The 15,510-nt window shown below is 62.7% G+C and carries 16 protein-coding genes, 1 tRNA gene and 1 pseudogene; 9 read left to right on the plus strand and 9 right to left on the minus strand.

The window, feature by feature from the left end:
• Positions 1–79: 79 nt before the first annotated feature.
• Positions 80–1,507 (plus strand): dihydrolipoyl dehydrogenase, encoded by a 1,428-nt coding sequence (gene lpdA / locus P5703_RS10500; RefSeq protein WP_015912827.1) that lies wholly within the window; start codon positions 80–82, stop codon positions 1,505–1,507.
• Positions 1,508–1,616: 109 nt separating this feature from the next.
• Here the strand turns inward: lpdA and P5703_RS10505 are convergent, their stop codons facing one another.
• On the minus strand, positions 1,617–1,973 hold the full coding sequence (locus P5703_RS10505) for an ArsR/SmtB family transcription factor (protein WP_015912826.1): 357 nt from the start codon (positions 1,971–1,973) through the stop codon (positions 1,617–1,619).
• Between the two features lie 235 nt (positions 1,974–2,208).
• On the opposite strand from P5703_RS10505, the gene P5703_RS10510 reads away from it, so the two are divergent.
• From P5703_RS10510 to P5703_RS24035, 5 genes are all read left to right on the plus strand, one after another.
• A complete protein-coding gene (locus P5703_RS10510) occupies positions 2,209–4,704 on the plus strand; it encodes a heavy metal translocating P-type ATPase (protein ID WP_017511447.1) in 2,496 nt (831 codons plus the stop codon).
• A gap of 15 nt (positions 4,705–4,719) precedes the next feature.
• A complete protein-coding gene (gene cueR / locus P5703_RS10515) occupies positions 4,720–5,199 on the plus strand; it encodes a Cu(I)-responsive transcriptional regulator (protein ID WP_012614052.1) in 480 nt (159 codons plus the stop codon).
• A 15-nt stretch (positions 5,200–5,214) separates the two neighbouring features.
• Complete coding sequence (gene fdx, locus P5703_RS10520) at positions 5,215–5,553, plus strand: ISC system 2Fe-2S type ferredoxin (RefSeq protein WP_012614051.1); 339 nt, start codon at positions 5,215–5,217, stop codon at positions 5,551–5,553.
• 223 nt (positions 5,554–5,776) lie between these two features.
• On the plus strand, positions 5,777–6,049 hold the full coding sequence (locus tag P5703_RS24030; RefSeq protein ID WP_012614050.1) for a glutaredoxin domain-containing protein: 273 nt from the start codon (positions 5,777–5,779) through the stop codon (positions 6,047–6,049).
• A 95-nt stretch (positions 6,050–6,144) separates the two neighbouring features.
• Complete coding sequence (locus P5703_RS24035; RefSeq protein ID WP_223656233.1) at positions 6,145–6,513, plus strand: MauE/DoxX family redox-associated membrane protein; 369 nt, start codon at positions 6,145–6,147, stop codon at positions 6,511–6,513.
• Between the two features lie 74 nt (positions 6,514–6,587).
• On the opposite strand, the gene P5703_RS10535 is transcribed toward P5703_RS24035, so the two are convergent.
• Together P5703_RS10535 and P5703_RS10540 are read right to left on the minus strand one after the other, a co-directional pair.
• Positions 6,588–6,782 carry a heavy-metal-associated domain-containing protein gene (locus tag P5703_RS10535; RefSeq protein WP_012614049.1) on the minus strand — a complete coding sequence of 65 codons (195 nt, stop codon included), beginning with the start codon at positions 6,780–6,782 and terminating at the stop codon, positions 6,588–6,590.
• A 100-nt stretch (positions 6,783–6,882) separates the two neighbouring features.
• Positions 6,883–7,101 (minus strand): Lrp/AsnC ligand binding domain-containing protein, encoded by a 219-nt coding sequence (locus tag P5703_RS10540; RefSeq protein ID WP_017511446.1) that lies wholly within the window; start codon positions 7,099–7,101, stop codon positions 6,883–6,885.
• Positions 7,102–7,126: 25 nt separating this feature from the next.
• Here P5703_RS10540 and P5703_RS10545 point away from each other — a divergent pair.
• Together P5703_RS10545 and P5703_RS10550 are read left to right on the plus strand one after the other, a co-directional pair.
• Positions 7,127–7,696 (plus strand): annotated as a pseudogene (locus tag P5703_RS10545) (4-hydroxyphenylpyruvate dioxygenase family protein); the annotation flags it as partial.
• Between the two features lie 320 nt (positions 7,697–8,016).
• Positions 8,017–8,910, plus strand: a complete 894-nt coding sequence (locus tag P5703_RS10550) for a LysR family transcriptional regulator (RefSeq protein WP_012614048.1) — start codon at positions 8,017–8,019, stop codon at positions 8,908–8,910.
• A gap of 26 nt (positions 8,911–8,936) precedes the next feature.
• Here the strand turns inward: P5703_RS10550 and P5703_RS10555 are convergent, their stop codons facing one another.
• Positions 8,937–9,245, minus strand: a complete 309-nt coding sequence (locus tag P5703_RS10555) for a helix-turn-helix domain-containing protein (RefSeq protein ID WP_021205759.1) — start codon at positions 9,243–9,245, stop codon at positions 8,937–8,939.
• An 89-nt stretch (positions 9,246–9,334) separates the two neighbouring features.
• Here P5703_RS10555 and P5703_RS10560 point away from each other — a divergent pair, with 89 nt between their 5' ends.
• Entirely contained in the window at positions 9,335–9,976 is a 642-nt protein-coding gene (locus tag P5703_RS10560) for a substrate-binding domain-containing protein (RefSeq protein WP_012614047.1), read from the plus strand.
• Between the two features lie 66 nt (positions 9,977–10,042).
• Here P5703_RS10560 and P5703_RS10565 read toward each other — a convergent pair whose 3' ends face one another.
• From P5703_RS10565 to gacA, 5 genes are all read right to left on the minus strand, one after another.
• Positions 10,043–11,986, minus strand: coding sequence for a tyrosine-type recombinase/integrase (locus P5703_RS10565; protein WP_012614046.1), 1,944 nt, complete (start codon positions 11,984–11,986; stop codon positions 10,043–10,045).
• 226 nt (positions 11,987–12,212) lie between these two features.
• Positions 12,213–12,288 (minus strand) — tRNA-Gly (locus P5703_RS10570).
• Between the two features lie 69 nt (positions 12,289–12,357).
• The gene (pgsA, locus tag P5703_RS10575; protein WP_013982772.1) at positions 12,358–12,915 is read right to left on the minus strand and encodes a CDP-diacylglycerol--glycerol-3-phosphate 3-phosphatidyltransferase; all 558 of its coding nucleotides are present in this window, start codon (positions 12,913–12,915) and stop codon (positions 12,358–12,360) included.
• A gap of 34 nt (positions 12,916–12,949) precedes the next feature.
• A complete protein-coding gene (uvrC, locus tag P5703_RS10580) occupies positions 12,950–14,773 on the minus strand; it encodes an excinuclease ABC subunit UvrC (RefSeq protein WP_013982771.1) in 1,824 nt (607 codons plus the stop codon).
• Positions 14,773–15,417 (minus strand): response regulator transcription factor GacA, encoded by a 645-nt coding sequence (gacA, locus tag P5703_RS10585; protein WP_003284948.1) that lies wholly within the window; start codon positions 15,415–15,417, stop codon positions 14,773–14,775. The genes uvrC and gacA overlap by 1 nt, the downstream gene beginning before the upstream one ends.
• Positions 15,418–15,510 lie beyond the last annotated feature (93 nt).

Raw genomic sequence — 15,510 nt, forward strand, 5'->3', positions numbered from 1 at the left:
GCTGTAATCTGGCGACCACCTGACAAAAGGCGCGACATAGGCGCTCACTATTTCCTCAAAAACTTTGGAGATGTAAATCATGGAAATGCATTTCGACGTCATTGTTATCGGTGCCGGCCCAGGCGGATACATCGCGGCCATTCGCGCTGCCCAATTAGGCATGAAGGTCGCTTGTGTAGATGCCTGGAAGAACAAGGACGGAAAGCCAGCACCTGGCGGCACCTGCAACAACATCGGTTGTATCCCTTCGAAAGCGCTACTGCAGTCGTCAGAGAACTTTGAACAAGCCAAGCACCACTTTGGCACGCACGGCATCTCCACGGGTGATCTGCGCATGGATGTGACCACGATGTTGGAACGTAAGAATCAGGTCGTGAAGTCCAGCAACGAAGGCATCCTTTATCTGTTCCGCAAAAACAAGGTCCAGTTTTTCAACGGCCTGGCGTCTTTCACCAGGACTGTCGATGGTGGCTTCGAGGTGAGCGTCGCCGCCGATGAGGCTGTTACCTTGGTGGGCAAGCAGATCATCGTTGCCACAGGCTCCAACGTGCGGCCACTCCCCAACCTACCGTTCGATGAGCGGGTCGTGCTCTCCAACGACGGCGCGCTGGACATCGCGGCCGTGCCCGATCGGTTGGCCGTCATCGGTGCCGGCGTGATCGGCCTGGAGCTGGGCTCCGTTTGGCGCCGCCTGGGGGCGGATGTCACGATCCTCGAAGGCTTGCCCAGCTTCCTGCCAATCGTCGACCAAGCCATCGCCAAGGAGGCGAAGAAGGCGTTCGACAAGCAAGGCCTGAAGATCGAACTAGGTGCGAAGGTTCGCGAAGTCAATGCAACCGAGGCTGGCGTGACTATTCACTACACCGACAGCCAGGGCCAGACGCAGTCCTTGCAGGCAGACAAAGTGATCGTGGCTATCGGCCGTGTGCCCAACACCGAAGGCCTGAATCCGGCCGCCGTGGGACTCCAACTGGATGAGCGCGGCGCCGTGCTGGTGGACGATGAATGCCGCACCAGTGTGCCCGGCATCTGGGCCATCGGTGACGTGGTGCGTGGCCCGATGTTGGCGCACAAGGCGGAAGAGGAAGGTGTCGCAGTGGCCGAGCGCATTGCCGGCCAGCACGGTCACGTCGATTTCAATACGATCCCCAACGTCATCTACACCAGCCCAGAGATTGCCTGGGTAGGCCGCACCGAGCAGCAGCTCAAAGAGCAGGGCACCGCCTATCGAATCGGTTCCTTCCCGTTCATGGCCAATGGCCGCGCGCGTGCGCTGGGCGACACGCCGGGCCTCGTCAAGGTGATCGCCGATCCTGCCACTGATGAGATACTCGGCGTGCATGTGGTCGGCCCGCAGGCCAGTGAACTGGTGGCCGAGGCCGTGATCGCCATGGCGTTCAAGGCCAGCAGCGAAGACATCGCCCGCATCTGCTTTGCCCATCCGACCCTCTCCGAGACGTTCAAAGAGGCCTCGCTGGCCGTGGACAAGCGCGCGCTCAACTTCTGATTGATCGGAAGCGGCATCCAAACCACCTCACCGAACGCAGCTGCGGGCGGTGGGGCGCATATCGCCATGGAACGTAGGCCACGCCGCAACGGCATGCTATGCCCAACAGTTACTCGTCGTTGTGGTCTTCCGCGATGTGGGTGGCCATATCCAGCAGCACCTGGTTCACGTGCTTGTCCGCCACCTCATAGAAGATCTGTTTGGCTTGGCGCACGCCCTTGACCAGGCGAGCACCGCGCAGCAGCCGCAGGTGGTGGCTCACCAGCGACTGCGAGAGTTCGAGGGTTTCAGCGATGTCCCCGACCGAGGAAGAGCCTTTCATGCAGCACAGCATGATTCTCAGCCGGGACGGGTCACCCAGGAGGCGGAATGTCTCAGCCAAGATGGTCACGTCATTCTGTGACAGCGATTCCAAATCGGCGCTGGGACCCTTCGGTGGGGTACTGAATGGCTTACTTGTATTCATTTTTAAAATATTTCCTAACCTCGAATGGCTGTTTTCGCCCTTCAGAATTAACAAGGCAGCGGCCGCTTAGGCGCGCGCAGCAAAGAACCAGTGCGAGCCTGGCAGGCAAGGCCTCCGTTCCCCGTGCACCGGGTCATTTCTGAAACCTGACAGCATCCGAAAAAGCGCTTGACCTTCCCACGATGGTAAACCCTAAGCTCCCTCCATGTCGAATTTCAACTATGGGAAGCACACCATGAGCATGGCAACAACGAGTAGTGCTGGCGCCCAAGCAGCGGCAATCAGCCTGCCCATCGAGGGCATGACCTGCGCAAGCTGTGTCGGCCGAGTCGAGGCCGCCCTTGCCAAGGTCGAGGGCGTGGCAAGCGTGTCTGTCAATCTCGCCACCGAGCGAGCGGACATTCGCCTGAACCGTCCTGTCGATCGCATGGCGCTGATCCAGGCGATCGAGAAGGTAGGGTACGACGTGCCTCAGGGCACCATCGAGCTGGCGATCGGAGGCATGACCTGCGCTTCGTGCGTGGGCCGCGTCGAGAAGGCGCTCAAGGCGGTGCCGGGCGTCACTGAGGCTGTGGTCAATCTGGCGACCGAGCGCGCTACCGTGCGTGGCGTAGCATCCGTGCAGGATCTGATTGCTGCTGTCGATAAGGTCGGCTACGAGGCCAGCCCGGTCGATACAGGCATGCAGGCCGACGAGGAAGCTGCCGAGAAAAAGGACGCCGAGCGCGCCGAACTCAAGCGCGACCTGACCCTGGCCGCCGTGCTGGCGCTGCCTGTGTTCGTGCTCGAAATGGGCTCGCACATGATTCCCGGCATGCACGAGTGGGTGGCTTCCACCATTGGCATCCAGCAGAGCTGGTATCTGCAGTTCGTGCTGACCCTGCTGGTGCTCGCCATTCCGGGCTGGCGCTTCTATGAGAAGGGCTTCCCGGCGCTGTTCCGCCTGGGTCCCGACATGAACTCGCTGGTCGCGGTCGGCACGGCCGCGGCCTTCGGTTATTCGATGGTCGCCACGTTCGCGCCCAGTCTGCTGCCGGCCGGCACGGTGAACGTGTACTACGAGGCGGCAGCCGTCATCGTGGCGCTGATCCTGCTGGGCCGCTTTCTTGAGGCACGGGCCAAGGGCCGCACCTCCGAGGCCATCAAGCGCCTGATCGGCCTGCAGGCCAAGGAGGCGCACGTGCTGCGCGACGGCCGCATCGTGGACATCCCGATCAACGACGTGGCGCAGGGCGACATCGTGGAAGTGCGCCCCGGCGAGCGCGTGCCGGTCGATGGTGAAGTGACCGAGGGCCGCAGCTTCGTGGACGAGTCGATGATCACCGGCGAGCCGATTCCCGTCGAAAAGGCGGAAGGCAGCACCGTGGTCGGCGGCACCGTCAACCAGAAGGGTGCGCTGACGCTGCGTGCCACCGCCGTGGGCGGTCAGACCATGCTGGCGCAGATCATCCGCATGGTCGAGCAGGCGCAAGGTTCCAAGCTGCCGATCCAGGCCGTGGTGGACAAGGTGACGCTGTGGTTCGTGCCCGCCGTCATGCTGGCCGCGGTGCTGACCTTCCTGGTCTGGCTGGTGTTCGGCCCGTCGCCCGCGCTGTCCTTCGCGCTGGTCAATGCCGTGGCGGTGCTGATCATTGCCTGCCCTTGCGCCATGGGTTTGGCGACGCCGACCTCCATCATGGTCGGCACGGGCCGGGGCGCCGAGATGGGCGTGCTGTTCCGCAAGGGTGAAGCCCTGCAACTGCTCAAGGACGCCAAGGTGGTGGCCGTGGACAAGACCGGCACGCTGACCGAGGGCCGCCCGGTCCTGACCGACCTGGAGATTGCCGACGGCTTTGACCGCAACCAGGTGCTGGCGAAGGTCGCCGCTGTCGAATCGCGCTCGGAGCATCCGATCGCACGCGCCATCGTCGAGTCGGCCGTGGAAGGTGGCATCGCGCTGCCGACGATGACAGACTTCGATTCGGTCACGGGCATGGGCGTGCGCGCCACCGTGGACGGCGCGCGTGTCGAGGTCGGTGCCGATCGCTTCATGCGTGAGCTGGGGTTGGACGTGGGCAGCTTCGCTCGCACGGCCGAGCGCCTGGGCAACGAGGGCAAGTCACCGCTGTACGCCGCGATCGACGGCCGGCTGGCCGCCATCATCGCGGTGGCCGATCCGATCAAGTCCAGCACGCCCGCGGCCATTGCCGCGTTGCACCAGCTCGGCCTGAAGGTGGCGATGATCACCGGCGACAACGCGCGTACCGCGCAGGCCATCGCCAAGCAACTGGGCATCGACGAGGTGGTGGCCGAAGTGCTGCCCGAGGGCAAGGTCGAAGCCGTGCGCCGGCTGAAAGCCAGCCACGGCCAGATCGCCTACGTGGGCGACGGCATCAACGACGCCCCGGCGCTGGCCGAGGCCGACGTGGGCCTGGCCATCGGCACCGGCACCGACGTGGCGGTGGAGTCGGCCGACGTAGTGCTGATGTCGGGCAACCTGCAGGGCGTGCCCAACGCCATCGCGCTGTCCAAGGCGACCATCGGCAACATCCGCCAGAACCTGTTCTGGGCGTTTGGCTACAACACGGCCCTGATCCCGGTGGCCGCTGGCGTCCTGTACCCCGCATACGGTGTGCTGTTGTCGCCGATCTTCGCGGCTGGCGCGATGGCGCTGTCCAGCGTGTTCGTGCTCGGCAACGCGCTGCGCCTGCGCCGCTTCCAGCCGCCGCTGGCGGCGGATACCGCTCATTGAGAAAGGAGGAACACCATGAACATCGGTGAAGCATCCAAGGCCTCGAAGGTCTCGGCCAAAATGATCCGCTACTACGAGCAAATCGGTCTGATCCCTCCGGCTGACCGCACCGATTCGGGCTACCGCGCCTATACCCAGGACGACGTTCACCGGTTGCATTTCATCCGGCGTTCGCGCGACCTCGGCTTCTCGGTGGCCGAGATCACGGACTTGCTGGGACTGTGGAATGACAAGTCGCGCCAGAGTGCTGATGTAAAGCGTCTGGCCCAGCAACACATCGACGAGTTGGACCGGCGCATCGAGAGCATGCTGGAGATGGCCGCGACGCTCAAGGCGCTGATCCGGTGTTGCGCCGGCGACGAACGGCCCGACTGCCCGATCCTGCACACGCTGGAGCAGCCCGATATCAGTGACAACAAGCCCGAAGCGCGCACTGGCGCAGTGCCGCGCCGCGCGCGAGCCAACGCAGCAGGAAAAAAGCCGTGTGCGCACTGAGCAGCCAGGAGAGATATGCCCAAAATCACCGTCTTGCCCCATCCTGAACTGGCGCCTGAGGGAGCCGAACTGAACGTGCCAGCAGGCACTTCGATCTGCGAGGCCCTGCTGGACAACGGCATCGAGATCGAGCATGCCTGCGACATGAGCTGTGCCTGCACGACCTGTCACTGCATCGTGCGCAAGGGGTTCGATTCTCTAAACGAAGTCGAGGAATGCGAGGACGATCTGCTCGACCGGGCCTGGGGACTGGAGGCGCAGTCGCGGCTGAGCTGCCAGGCCATCGTTGCGACCGAAGACCTGACCGTCGAGATCCCCAAGTACACGATCAACCATGCCAAGGAGAACCACTAGGAGCCTGCGTGCTGCCTCAGGCGCACCGGCCTGCGGCAGGGTTGCTCTGGCAGATGGAGGACTGACGGCATTGCCGCCAGATAACCAACCCGTGGGCCAGACCAACCCGCGAGCCAGGTGTCTACACTCCCTTTGCACGGTCGTCGGTTAGGCTGGAAAGGTCATCAACGTCCTTAAATCCGTGACGGCCGGCCCATGGAAAGTCCCACAGGAGAAGTCCTGCATGTCTGCGCCCAAGCTAGCCACGCTCTACCGAATGGTCATGCCCGGCCATACCTGCCCCTACGGGCTGAAGTCGCTCGATCTGCTCAACCGCAAGGGCTACGAGGTCGAGGACAAACACTTGGCAAGCCGCGAGCAGACGGATGCGTTCAAGAAGGAGCATGGCATCGAGACCACGCCCCAGGTCTTCATAAACGGGCGGCGCGTGGGCGGCTACGACGACCTACGCAAATTCTTCGGCATGTCCGTGAAGGACAAGAACGCCGTGACCTAGACCCCTGTGATCGCGCTGTTCGCCACGGCGGCCGCAATGGCGCTGGCGGCGAGCTGGGCGGCCTTCGGCCAAGTCTAGAGCATTCAGGCGGCAGAGTGGTTCGTGGCCTTTGCCATGTGCCTCCTGGCGCTGCAGAAGCTCAAGGACGTGGACGGCTTCGCGACGACCTGCTGGCCAAGCGCTGGGTTCGGTATGCCTATTTCTACCCGTTCGCGGAGGCCATCGCAGGCGTCCAGATGGTCGCGGGCGTGGGGATGTGGGTGTCGATTCCGTTGGCGCTGTTCATCGGGACCGTCGGGGCCGTGTCGGTTTTCAAGGCGGTCTATGTCGATCGCCGGGAACTCAAGTGCGCCTGCGTGGGCGGGGACAGCAACGTGCCGCTGGGCTTCGTGTCCCTGACCGAGAACCTGATGATGGTGGCGATGGCCCTGTGGCCAAGGTCGGCCTACCTTGGGATGCACTGAGCGCCGCGCCAGGTACGGCGCAGCGCACGTGCTCGCATCGGCCGTCCTGTGTGCATGCCGGCCACGATGCGGTGTTACTGCGCGCGCGGCGGGAAGCCAGCTTCGCTCAGGGCCGCGGCGATCTGCTCTTGCGAGGCCGAGGTCTGGACCTCGACACGGCGGGTCGGCGGGTCCGTGACGATCTTGGCGTTGGGGTCGATCATTTGGATCGTTTTCGTCACAGTGCGGGCGCAGCCGCCGCAGGTCATGTCTTCGAGATGGAATTGCATGGAAAACTCCTTTCGGGTTGGGGTGTTTGAAGTGTGCTCCTTGCCACCGTTGGAAGGTCAATCGCTATTTGCATCCCCGCCACACCAACCGGCCGAATGCTCATAGGGGCAAGGCCGTGGTGCTCTTTACGCGATCCAGCACGAAGCTGGTCTTGCAGTCCTGCACGCTGGGGTGCTTGAGCAGCGTGTCGAGCACGAAGCGGGAGTAGTGAGCCATGTCCATGACGACCACCCGCAGCAGATAGTCCATGTCGCCGGTCAGCGCATGGCACTCCACAACCTCTGGCCAGTTCTGGACAGACGCGCGGAACACGTCCATGGGATTGCGCTTGTGCGAGTCGGAGTACTGGGCCGACTTCTACACGAAGTTCTTCAACTTCCAAGAGATCCGCTACTTCGACATCAACGGCGAGTACACCGGCCTAGCCTCCAAGGCGATGAGCGCGCCGGACGGCCTGATCCGCATCCCGCTGAACGAGGAAGCACGCCAGGGCGGCGGCCAGATTGAGGAATTCTTGATGCAGTTCAGCGGCGAGGGCATCCAGCACATCGCCCTGCTGTGCGACAACCTACTCGATGCGCTCGACCGCGTGCAGATGGCCGGTATCCCGCTGCTGACCGCCCCCAACGACATCTATTACGCAAACTTGGAAAAGCGCCTGCCCGGCCATGGCCAGCCCGTACCCGAGTTGCAGGCGCGCGGCATTCTGCTCGACGGCACGACCGAAGGCGGCCAGCCCCGCCTGCTGCTGCAGATATTCTCCGAGCCGCTGCTTGGCCCGGTGTTCTTCGAGTTCATCGAGCGCAAGGGCAACTACCGCGAGGGCTTCGGCGAAGGAAACTTCGGTGCCTTGTTCGAGTCGATGGAACGCGACCAGATCAACCGTGGCTCGTTGGAAATCAACCCGGCCTGATTTGGGCCTTTCCATGAAGGCAGAGCGCCTTCAGTCCTACATCTCGCGAGCCCCTCTGTGGGCTCGCGCTACTTTGGCGTCAGTACTGCCTTAGCCGCTCAAGCATTGAGCGGGTTGGCTTCGGCGTCACGTTCCGAAACAGTTGCTACCGCCCTTGACTTGAGTTAATACATGAACATATGTATTCTTATTCAGATACACCGATGGCCTTTTTCCTCGCCCTGAAGAGGGACCCAGCACTACGTCGCCCCCTCTAAGCGCACTTCGGCAGCAATGCGCCGTGGCCAACCCAATGACCAGGATTGCTGAAGGACGTGCCCATGGAACTTCGTCATTTGCGCTGCTTCGTGGCTCTCGCCGAAGAGCTGCATTTCACCCGTGCTGCGGAGCGCTTGCACATCGAGCAGCCGCCGCTGTCCCGCACGATCAAGGAATTGGAAGACGAACTGGGGGTGCTGCTCTTTGACCGCGATCGGCGGGGAACGCGGTTGACGCCAGCGGGCACCACCTTCCTTCAGGACATTCGCAGGCTGTTCACCAACCTGGAGCAGGCACGAGAAAACGTCAGGGCGATCGCCGCAGGCCTAAGAGGCAGCGTGCGCATCGCCATCTCCGATGGCGCCATCGACCCGCGGCTGTCTGCACTTCTTGCCCTGTGCCGCCAGGAGGAGCCGGAGATCGAAATACGGCTCTCCGAGGTCACCCTGGCGGAACAGTTGCGGGGACTGCGATCCGGCGACTTCGCGATCGGTTTCGCACACACCGCGGACGTCGGCGACGGACTGGTGACGGAGCCCATCTGGCAGGACCCGCTGGTGGTGACCGTGCCGATCCGGCACCCGTTGCTGGCCCACAAGGAAGTGTCGCTACGTGAACTCGTGAGTTACCCGCTGGTGATGTGCGATCCGCAGCTTTGCGAGGGCTACTGCCGCGAATTGACCCGGCTGCTACATCCCCTGGAGCGCGAGTCCACCATCGTTGAGCATGTCTCGTCGCTGGACATGATGCTCACATTGGTCGGAGCTGGTTACGGCATCGGCTTCGCAACGGCGACCCGAATCGCGGCGTGTCAACGTCCCGACGTGGTGATCCGGCCGTTGGCGCTCGATTCGGCCGTCATCATCACCTACCTGCTTCGGCCCGAAGGCGGTAGCGGACTATCCGCACCCGTAGAGCGCTTCATCGAGCGTTTGCGTTCGCCAAAGAGCGATTAGCTACGACGCCTGCGCCACATCCGGCGTCACGCATCGCCCTGAAGGTAGAGGTTGCGCTCCGTGGCCGTCATCAGTTCGGCCGAGCTGATCTTGAGAGCCAGGGAAATTTTTAGAATGAGAGCGAGTGTCGGCATGTGCTCGCCGCGCTCAATCTTGCCCATGTGCGAGCGCGCGATCCCCGCCAAGCCCGCGAACTCATCCTGAGCAATCCCCTGAGCCAGGCGAGCGGCTCGCACCGCTTGCCCGAACGCCAACGCCGGTGCGGACTCATAGGTGGTTACTCCGGCGGGCCGTCCAGGCCGAATAGTGCGCTTCTGCATTCGCAGAAGCGTCATGGAATCACTGATCTTTAACCACGTTAAAGATATCTCTTGAGTATGATGTCGGCTGCTCTTTTCGATCCCGTTGCCTCTTGGGGGCATCCATGCACAACGCCATCAGACCGTCCCCGAATTTCACACTCGCCATAGCGCCAGGTGTGCCGTCTTCACGGCTGTCGGCGCTGCTTGCACTGCAGCGAGCGCACGAGCCGGGTGTCGCGATCGCCGTGCGTGAAGTTTCGGATCAAGAGCTGGTAACGGGCCTGCATGAGGGCCGCTACGACGCGGGGCTATCTCTTAGCAGTGCGGGGGATCACCTGACGAGTAGCCGGAGGCTGTGGTGCGAAAGCATGGCCGTCGCGATACCACCGCGGTTCCGTTTGGTTGATCAGGCGAAGCTCACCATCTCCGATCTTCAGGACTATCCAATCTATCGCTGGCAGGCGGAGGCTTGTCCCTTGCTGGACGAGAGGTTGGCCTCCCTGATGCCAGTGGACCAAGAGAACATCCTGCCTGCAACTTCATTCGAGATGATGGCGCTGTGGGTTTCAGCCGGCTACGGCATCGGCGTATGCGCGCAATCGCGCATCGAGCGTGCCCATCAATGGGGGGTAAGCATGCGACCGCTCGCCGATGGCCCCTATGAGATCGTGACGTACCTCCAACGGCCCCACGCGCAAGCAGATTCTGCTGCCAAGCGTTTCGAGCGCAGGGCGCTGCAGATCGCCGAGGCAGGCGCCCTGTAGCAGGCACTCCTATAGGCCGGAGCCGTCTCATCCCGGCCATAGGTTGCAGCATGGGACTAGACCGGACTAGACCCCTTCAAGCACCGCTGCGCTGTCCACCAGTCGGCGGACGCTCTGCCGCACGTCCTCGGGGATGGGCCGCGGGGCAACGGCCTCGGGCACATCCGCATGGTGCTGGTAGTCGCCCATGAGAACCCGGATGATTGCGGGCACGTTCGTTGGCGTGACCGCATCAATGGCCGCACGATCACCCAGGTCGGGGTGAGGCTGGGTCAGCATGCGGTACAGGTCCCACGAATCGGCGTGCGGGCATTGGTTCATGAGCACTTGGGCCAGCTTGTGCTTGAGCGGCACCAGTTGCCAGTCGGGAACCCGCTGCCCCCGGTTGCCCAGGCTGATCGACAGCAGCTTGCCCGCCTTCAGCTCGCGGTTGATCTGGTCCTTGGACTTCCCGGCCAGCTTGCCGAACAGCGGGACCGGCAGATTGTTCGGCGACTCGTAGATGGCCAGCATTTCCTCGCGCTCGCGCTGGATCGCGGAGACTTCCGGCTCCGGGGCATGCACCGGAGGCGGCGGCACCTGCGACAGCCGCTGGAACATGATTCCGCCGCTGTTGGGGGTCACGACGATAGGCGTGGCCACCACGGGCGGCACGCCGGGGACAACAGGCTCAGCAGTCGTGGAGACCGCGCCCACCACTTCCTCCACTTCCGCCATTGCCGGCACCCCGTCGATACGGATGGTCAGATGCGCGCTCGCGGCTTCGACTTCACCCTGTTCGAGCAGGTCAAGACGGTCTGCCCAGTCCTGCATCATGCGACGCCGAGGCTCCACGTACTTGGCGTGGTTGTAGGCCGAACTCACCTTGTTGGGGTCGGAGTGCGAAAGCTGAGCGTCCACCCAAATCTTCGGGTATCCGATCTCGTTGAGCGCGGTCGAGATGGTGCCGCGGATGCCGTGGCCGGTCAGGCGCCCCTCGTAGCCCATGAGCTGCACGGCCTTGTTGAGGGTGTTCTCGCTGATGCGCTTCTTGAGTTCGCTGCGATGCGACAGCAGGTACTTCTGCGCTGGACGCATCACGCCCAGGAGATAGCGCACGATCTCGATGGCCTGCAGGGACAGGGGCACGATGTAGGGCGGCACGTCCTGCGGCCGCTTGCCGGCCTTGCGCATTTCGTCCTGGAGTTGCTTGACGACCTGCGGCGGGATGATCCACAAGCCGCGGTCGAGGTCGAATTGCTCAGGCTCGGCCAGGCGCAACTCGCCCGTGCGCACCCCCGTCAGGAACAGCAGCCGGACGCCAAGCTGGGTCTGCCAGCCCCGGGGGTTGTAGCGCCGGAGCTTCTGAAGGAACTCGGGCAGCTCGGGCAGGTGCAGATAGGGGTTGTGGGCCACCGGGGGCTTGGGCTCGGCCACCACGTCCAGGTCCGCGGCCGGATTGACTTCCAGCCCTTCGGCGATGACCAGGGCATAGCGGAACATCTGGTTGAACCAGGTGCGGACCTTCTCGGCGGTGGTGAACGCCTTGCGTTTCTCGATCGCCGCCACGACGCCCACGAGCTGGGGCCGTCGAATGTCGTAGATCGACATCTTCCCCAGGGTAGGCAGCACGTCCTTGTTGAAGATGCGCAGGATCTGCGAAAGCGTGCTCTGACGGCCTTCCTTGAGTTCCTTGCGGCGATGCTCGACCCAAGCATCGAAGACGTTCTTGAAGGTGTATTCGCCCGCCAGCTTGGCCGCGTGCCGGCGCTGGTCGCGTTCGATTTGGGGATCAATGCCCTTGGCGAGCAGAACCTGAGCCTTGTCCCGCTCGGCGCGGGCCTCGCGCAGACTGAGGGCGGGATAGCCACCCAGGGACATGCGCTTTTGCTTGCCCAGCCAGTAGTATCGGAAGATCCACGACTTGCCGCCTGCGGCAGAGACCATCAGGCCCAGGCAGTCGTTATCGGAGAGGGTGTAGCGCTTGCCGGTGGTTCTTGCCTGCCGGACTGTCAGATCAGAGAGTGCCATTTCGAGGCTCCTAAGTTATGACTTAGGCCTAATGCTCGTCATGGTTCCCGCTCAGCCCCAGCAACTATCCGGTAGCCGTCCCAACCGTATTCTTGTGCCTCAATTGGTCACTCAAAAACGGTAGCTGTGGGTGGATTTCCGTGGCGCTCGCTGGAATGAAAAAAGGGGCCAAAGCCCCTCTTTTCAACGACTTACAGACGTCAGTAGAAGTCTGTAGATCACTATCTGGAGCGGGAAACGAGACTCGAACTCGCGACCCCGACCTTGGCAAGGTCGTGCTCTACCAACTGAGCTATTCCCGCGTTGTCTTGGTGACGGGCGCCATTCTATACGATCGAAAGCTGCCGTCAACCCTTTGATTAAAAAAGTTTTTATTTCTTTTCCGTAGTGCTCAGGTGCGGCCAGGCAGCCATCAGGTAATTGATCATCGACCACAGCGTCAACCCTGCCGCGACGATGAGCAATGCGTACCCCATGCCGACCCATATTGTCGGCTGCGGCGGATTGGCCAGCAGGATCACCAGCGCCACCATCTGCGCCGCGGTCTTCCATTTGCCGAGATTCGACACCGCGACCTGTGCGCGGGCACCGAGCTCGGCCATCCACTCGCGCAGTGCCGAGACGACGATCTCGCGGCCGATGATGATGGCGGCTGGCAGTGTGAGCCAGAGGTTGGAATGCTCTTCCACCAACAGCACCAGGGCGACCGCCACCATCAGCTTGTCGGCGACAGGGTCGAGAAAGGCGCCGAACGGCGTGCTCTGCTCCAGCCGGCGCGCCAGATAGCCATCGAGCCAATCGGTAAGCGCCGCGATGGTGAACACGGCACTGGCGGCCAGGTAGCTCCAGTAGAACGGGAGATAGAAAAGCAGGATGAAGATGGGTATCAGCAGCACGCGCAGAACGGTGAGCAGGTTCGGGATATTCATCGGTACCACTGATCGGCGGAATTCGGGGGACAGTTTACTCACTGTGCAGAGCCGCATAAATCGACTCGGCCAGCTTTTTACTGATGCCGGGCGCCTTGGCGATCTCGTCGAGGCTGGCCCTGCACAGTTCCTGAAGACCGCCGAAATGCGTGAGCAGTTCGCGGCGGCGTTTGGGTCCGATGCCCGGAACGTCCTCCAGCGTCGAAGTGCGCCGGGCTTTTCCGCGGCGAGCGCGATGGCCGGTGATGGCGAAACGATGCGCTTCGTCGCGCACCTGCTGGATGAGGTGCAGCGCAGGCGAGTCGGCCGGCAGCGTGAACTCATGCGCGGCGTCGTTCAGATAGAGAGTCTCCAGGCCCGGCTTGCGGGTGACCCCCTTGGCCACGCCAAGCAGGATGAGTTCCGGCACGGCCAGTTCCTCCAGCACCTCGCGGGCCATATTGAGCTGACCCTTGCCACCGTCGACCAGCAGGATGTCCGGTAGCTTGCCCTCGCCCTCTGCCGCCTTGCGAAAACGCCGGGAAAGCGCCTGATGCATCGCTGCATAGTCGTCGCCAGCGGTCACGCCCTCGATGTTGTAGCGCCGATAATCGGATTTCAGCGGGCCTTCGGGGCCGAACACCACGCAGGAGGCGACGGTCGCTTCACCGCTGGAATGACTGATGTCGAAACACTCCAGCCGCATCGGCGGCTCATCGAGTTCCAGCGCTTCGGCCAGCGCCTCGAAGCGCGCCGACAGATGCTGACGATTGGCCAGCCGCGCGCCCAGGGCCTGCTCGGCGTTGGTCAGCGCCAGTTGCTGCCAGCGCGCCCGCGTCGCGCGTACGCGATGGGTGATGGTGAGCTCCACGCCGCGCAGCTCGGAAATGGCGTCGATCAGCGTGGCGAAATCCTCGTGCACGGCATTGACGATCAGCTCGCTCGGCAGGTCGCGTTCCGTAGCACCCAGGTAGTACTGCTCCAGAAAGGCCTGCAGCACCTCGCTGACACTTTCCTCGATGGCCACCTGCGGAAAGAAGTTCTTGCTGCCCAGCACGCGGCCGCCACGTACGGTGATCAGGTGCACGCAAGCGCCGCCTGGGCTGACCACTGCGGCGACGATATCCACGTTGCCCGAACCACCTTCCATGCTCTGCTGATCCTGCACACGGCGCAGGATGCCGATCTGGTCGCGAATCTCGGCGGCGCGCTCGAAGTCCAGGTTCATCGCCGCCTTTTCCATGTTGCGCGACAGTTCCTCGGCCAGGGCGTTGCTGCGGCCCTCGAGGAACATCACCGAGTGACGCACGTCTTCGGCGTACTCCTGCGGATCGACCAGCTTCACGCATGGCGCCTTGCAGCGCTTGATCTGGTACTGCAGGCAGGGTCGGGTGCGGTTGCGGAAATAGCTGTCCTCGCATTGCCGCACGAAGAAGGCCTTTTGCAGCAGGCTCAGGCTTTCGCGGATCGCGCCGGCGCTCGGATAGGGGCCGAAGTAGCGTCCGGGCTCCTTCTTGGCGCCACGATGAATACTCAGTCTTGGAAATTCACCGGCAGAGAGGAACACATAGGGATAGGACTTATCGTCCCGTAGCAGGATGTTGTACGGCGGCCGCCACTGCTTGATCAGCGTCTGCTCGAGCAGCAGCGCCTCGGTTTCGTTGGCGGTGATGGTGGTTTCGACCTGCGCGATCTTGGCCACCAGCGCTGCGGTCTTCGGCGCCTGCCCGGTCTTGCGGAAGTAGCTGGCCAGGCGCTTCTTCAGGTTCTTCGCTTTGCCCACATAGAGCAGCTTGGCCTGCGCATCGAACATGCGATAGACGCCCGGCCGGCCGCTGCAGGCGGCCAGGAACGCCGAGGAATCGAAGGCTTCTGTCATCAGTTGACGGTGTCGACCATCCCGTGGCGAACCGCCAGCAGGGCCAGCTCGACATCACTGGTGATCGATAGCTTTTCGAAGATGCGATAGCGGTAGGTGTTCACCGTTTTCGGCGACAGGCAGAGCTTGTCGGAGATGCTCTGCACCTTCTGACAATTGGCGATCATCAGCGCGATCTGGATTTCCCGTTCGGAAAGCAGATCGAACGGCGATTCGCTGAGCTGGGGCTGGAACGACTTGAGCGCCAGCTGCTGGGCGATCTGCGGGCTGATGTAGCGTTGGCCGCCGAACACCATGCGAATGGCCTGCACCATCTCTTCCAGGGCCGCGCCCTTGGTCAGATAACCCGCCGCCCCGGCCTGCAGCAGCCGCGTAGGGAACGGATCTTCTTCGCAGATGGTGACGGCAATGACCTTGAGGTCAGGGTAGCTGCGCAGCAGCTTTCGGGTCGCCTCCAGGCCACCGATGCCCGGCATCTTGACGTCCATCAGCACCACATCAGGCTTGAGTTCCCGAGCCTTGCGGATCGCGTCTTCACCGGAATCCGCCTGACCTATCACCTGAAGGCCGGAGATGTCCGCCAGCATGCGACTGATGCCCGTACGAACCAGATCGTGGTCATCGACCACCAGCACCCTAATCAAGCAGACACCTCATTGACCGTATTGAAAGCTGGCTTGGCTGCTCGCTTTTTCAGGAGCGAACTCTACCAAAAAAATCATCGACCGGACCGATCA

Source organism: Stutzerimonas sp. FeSN7 (assembly GCF_030263795.1).
Lineage (GTDB): Bacteria > Pseudomonadota > Gammaproteobacteria > Pseudomonadales > Pseudomonadaceae > Stutzerimonas > Stutzerimonas stutzeri.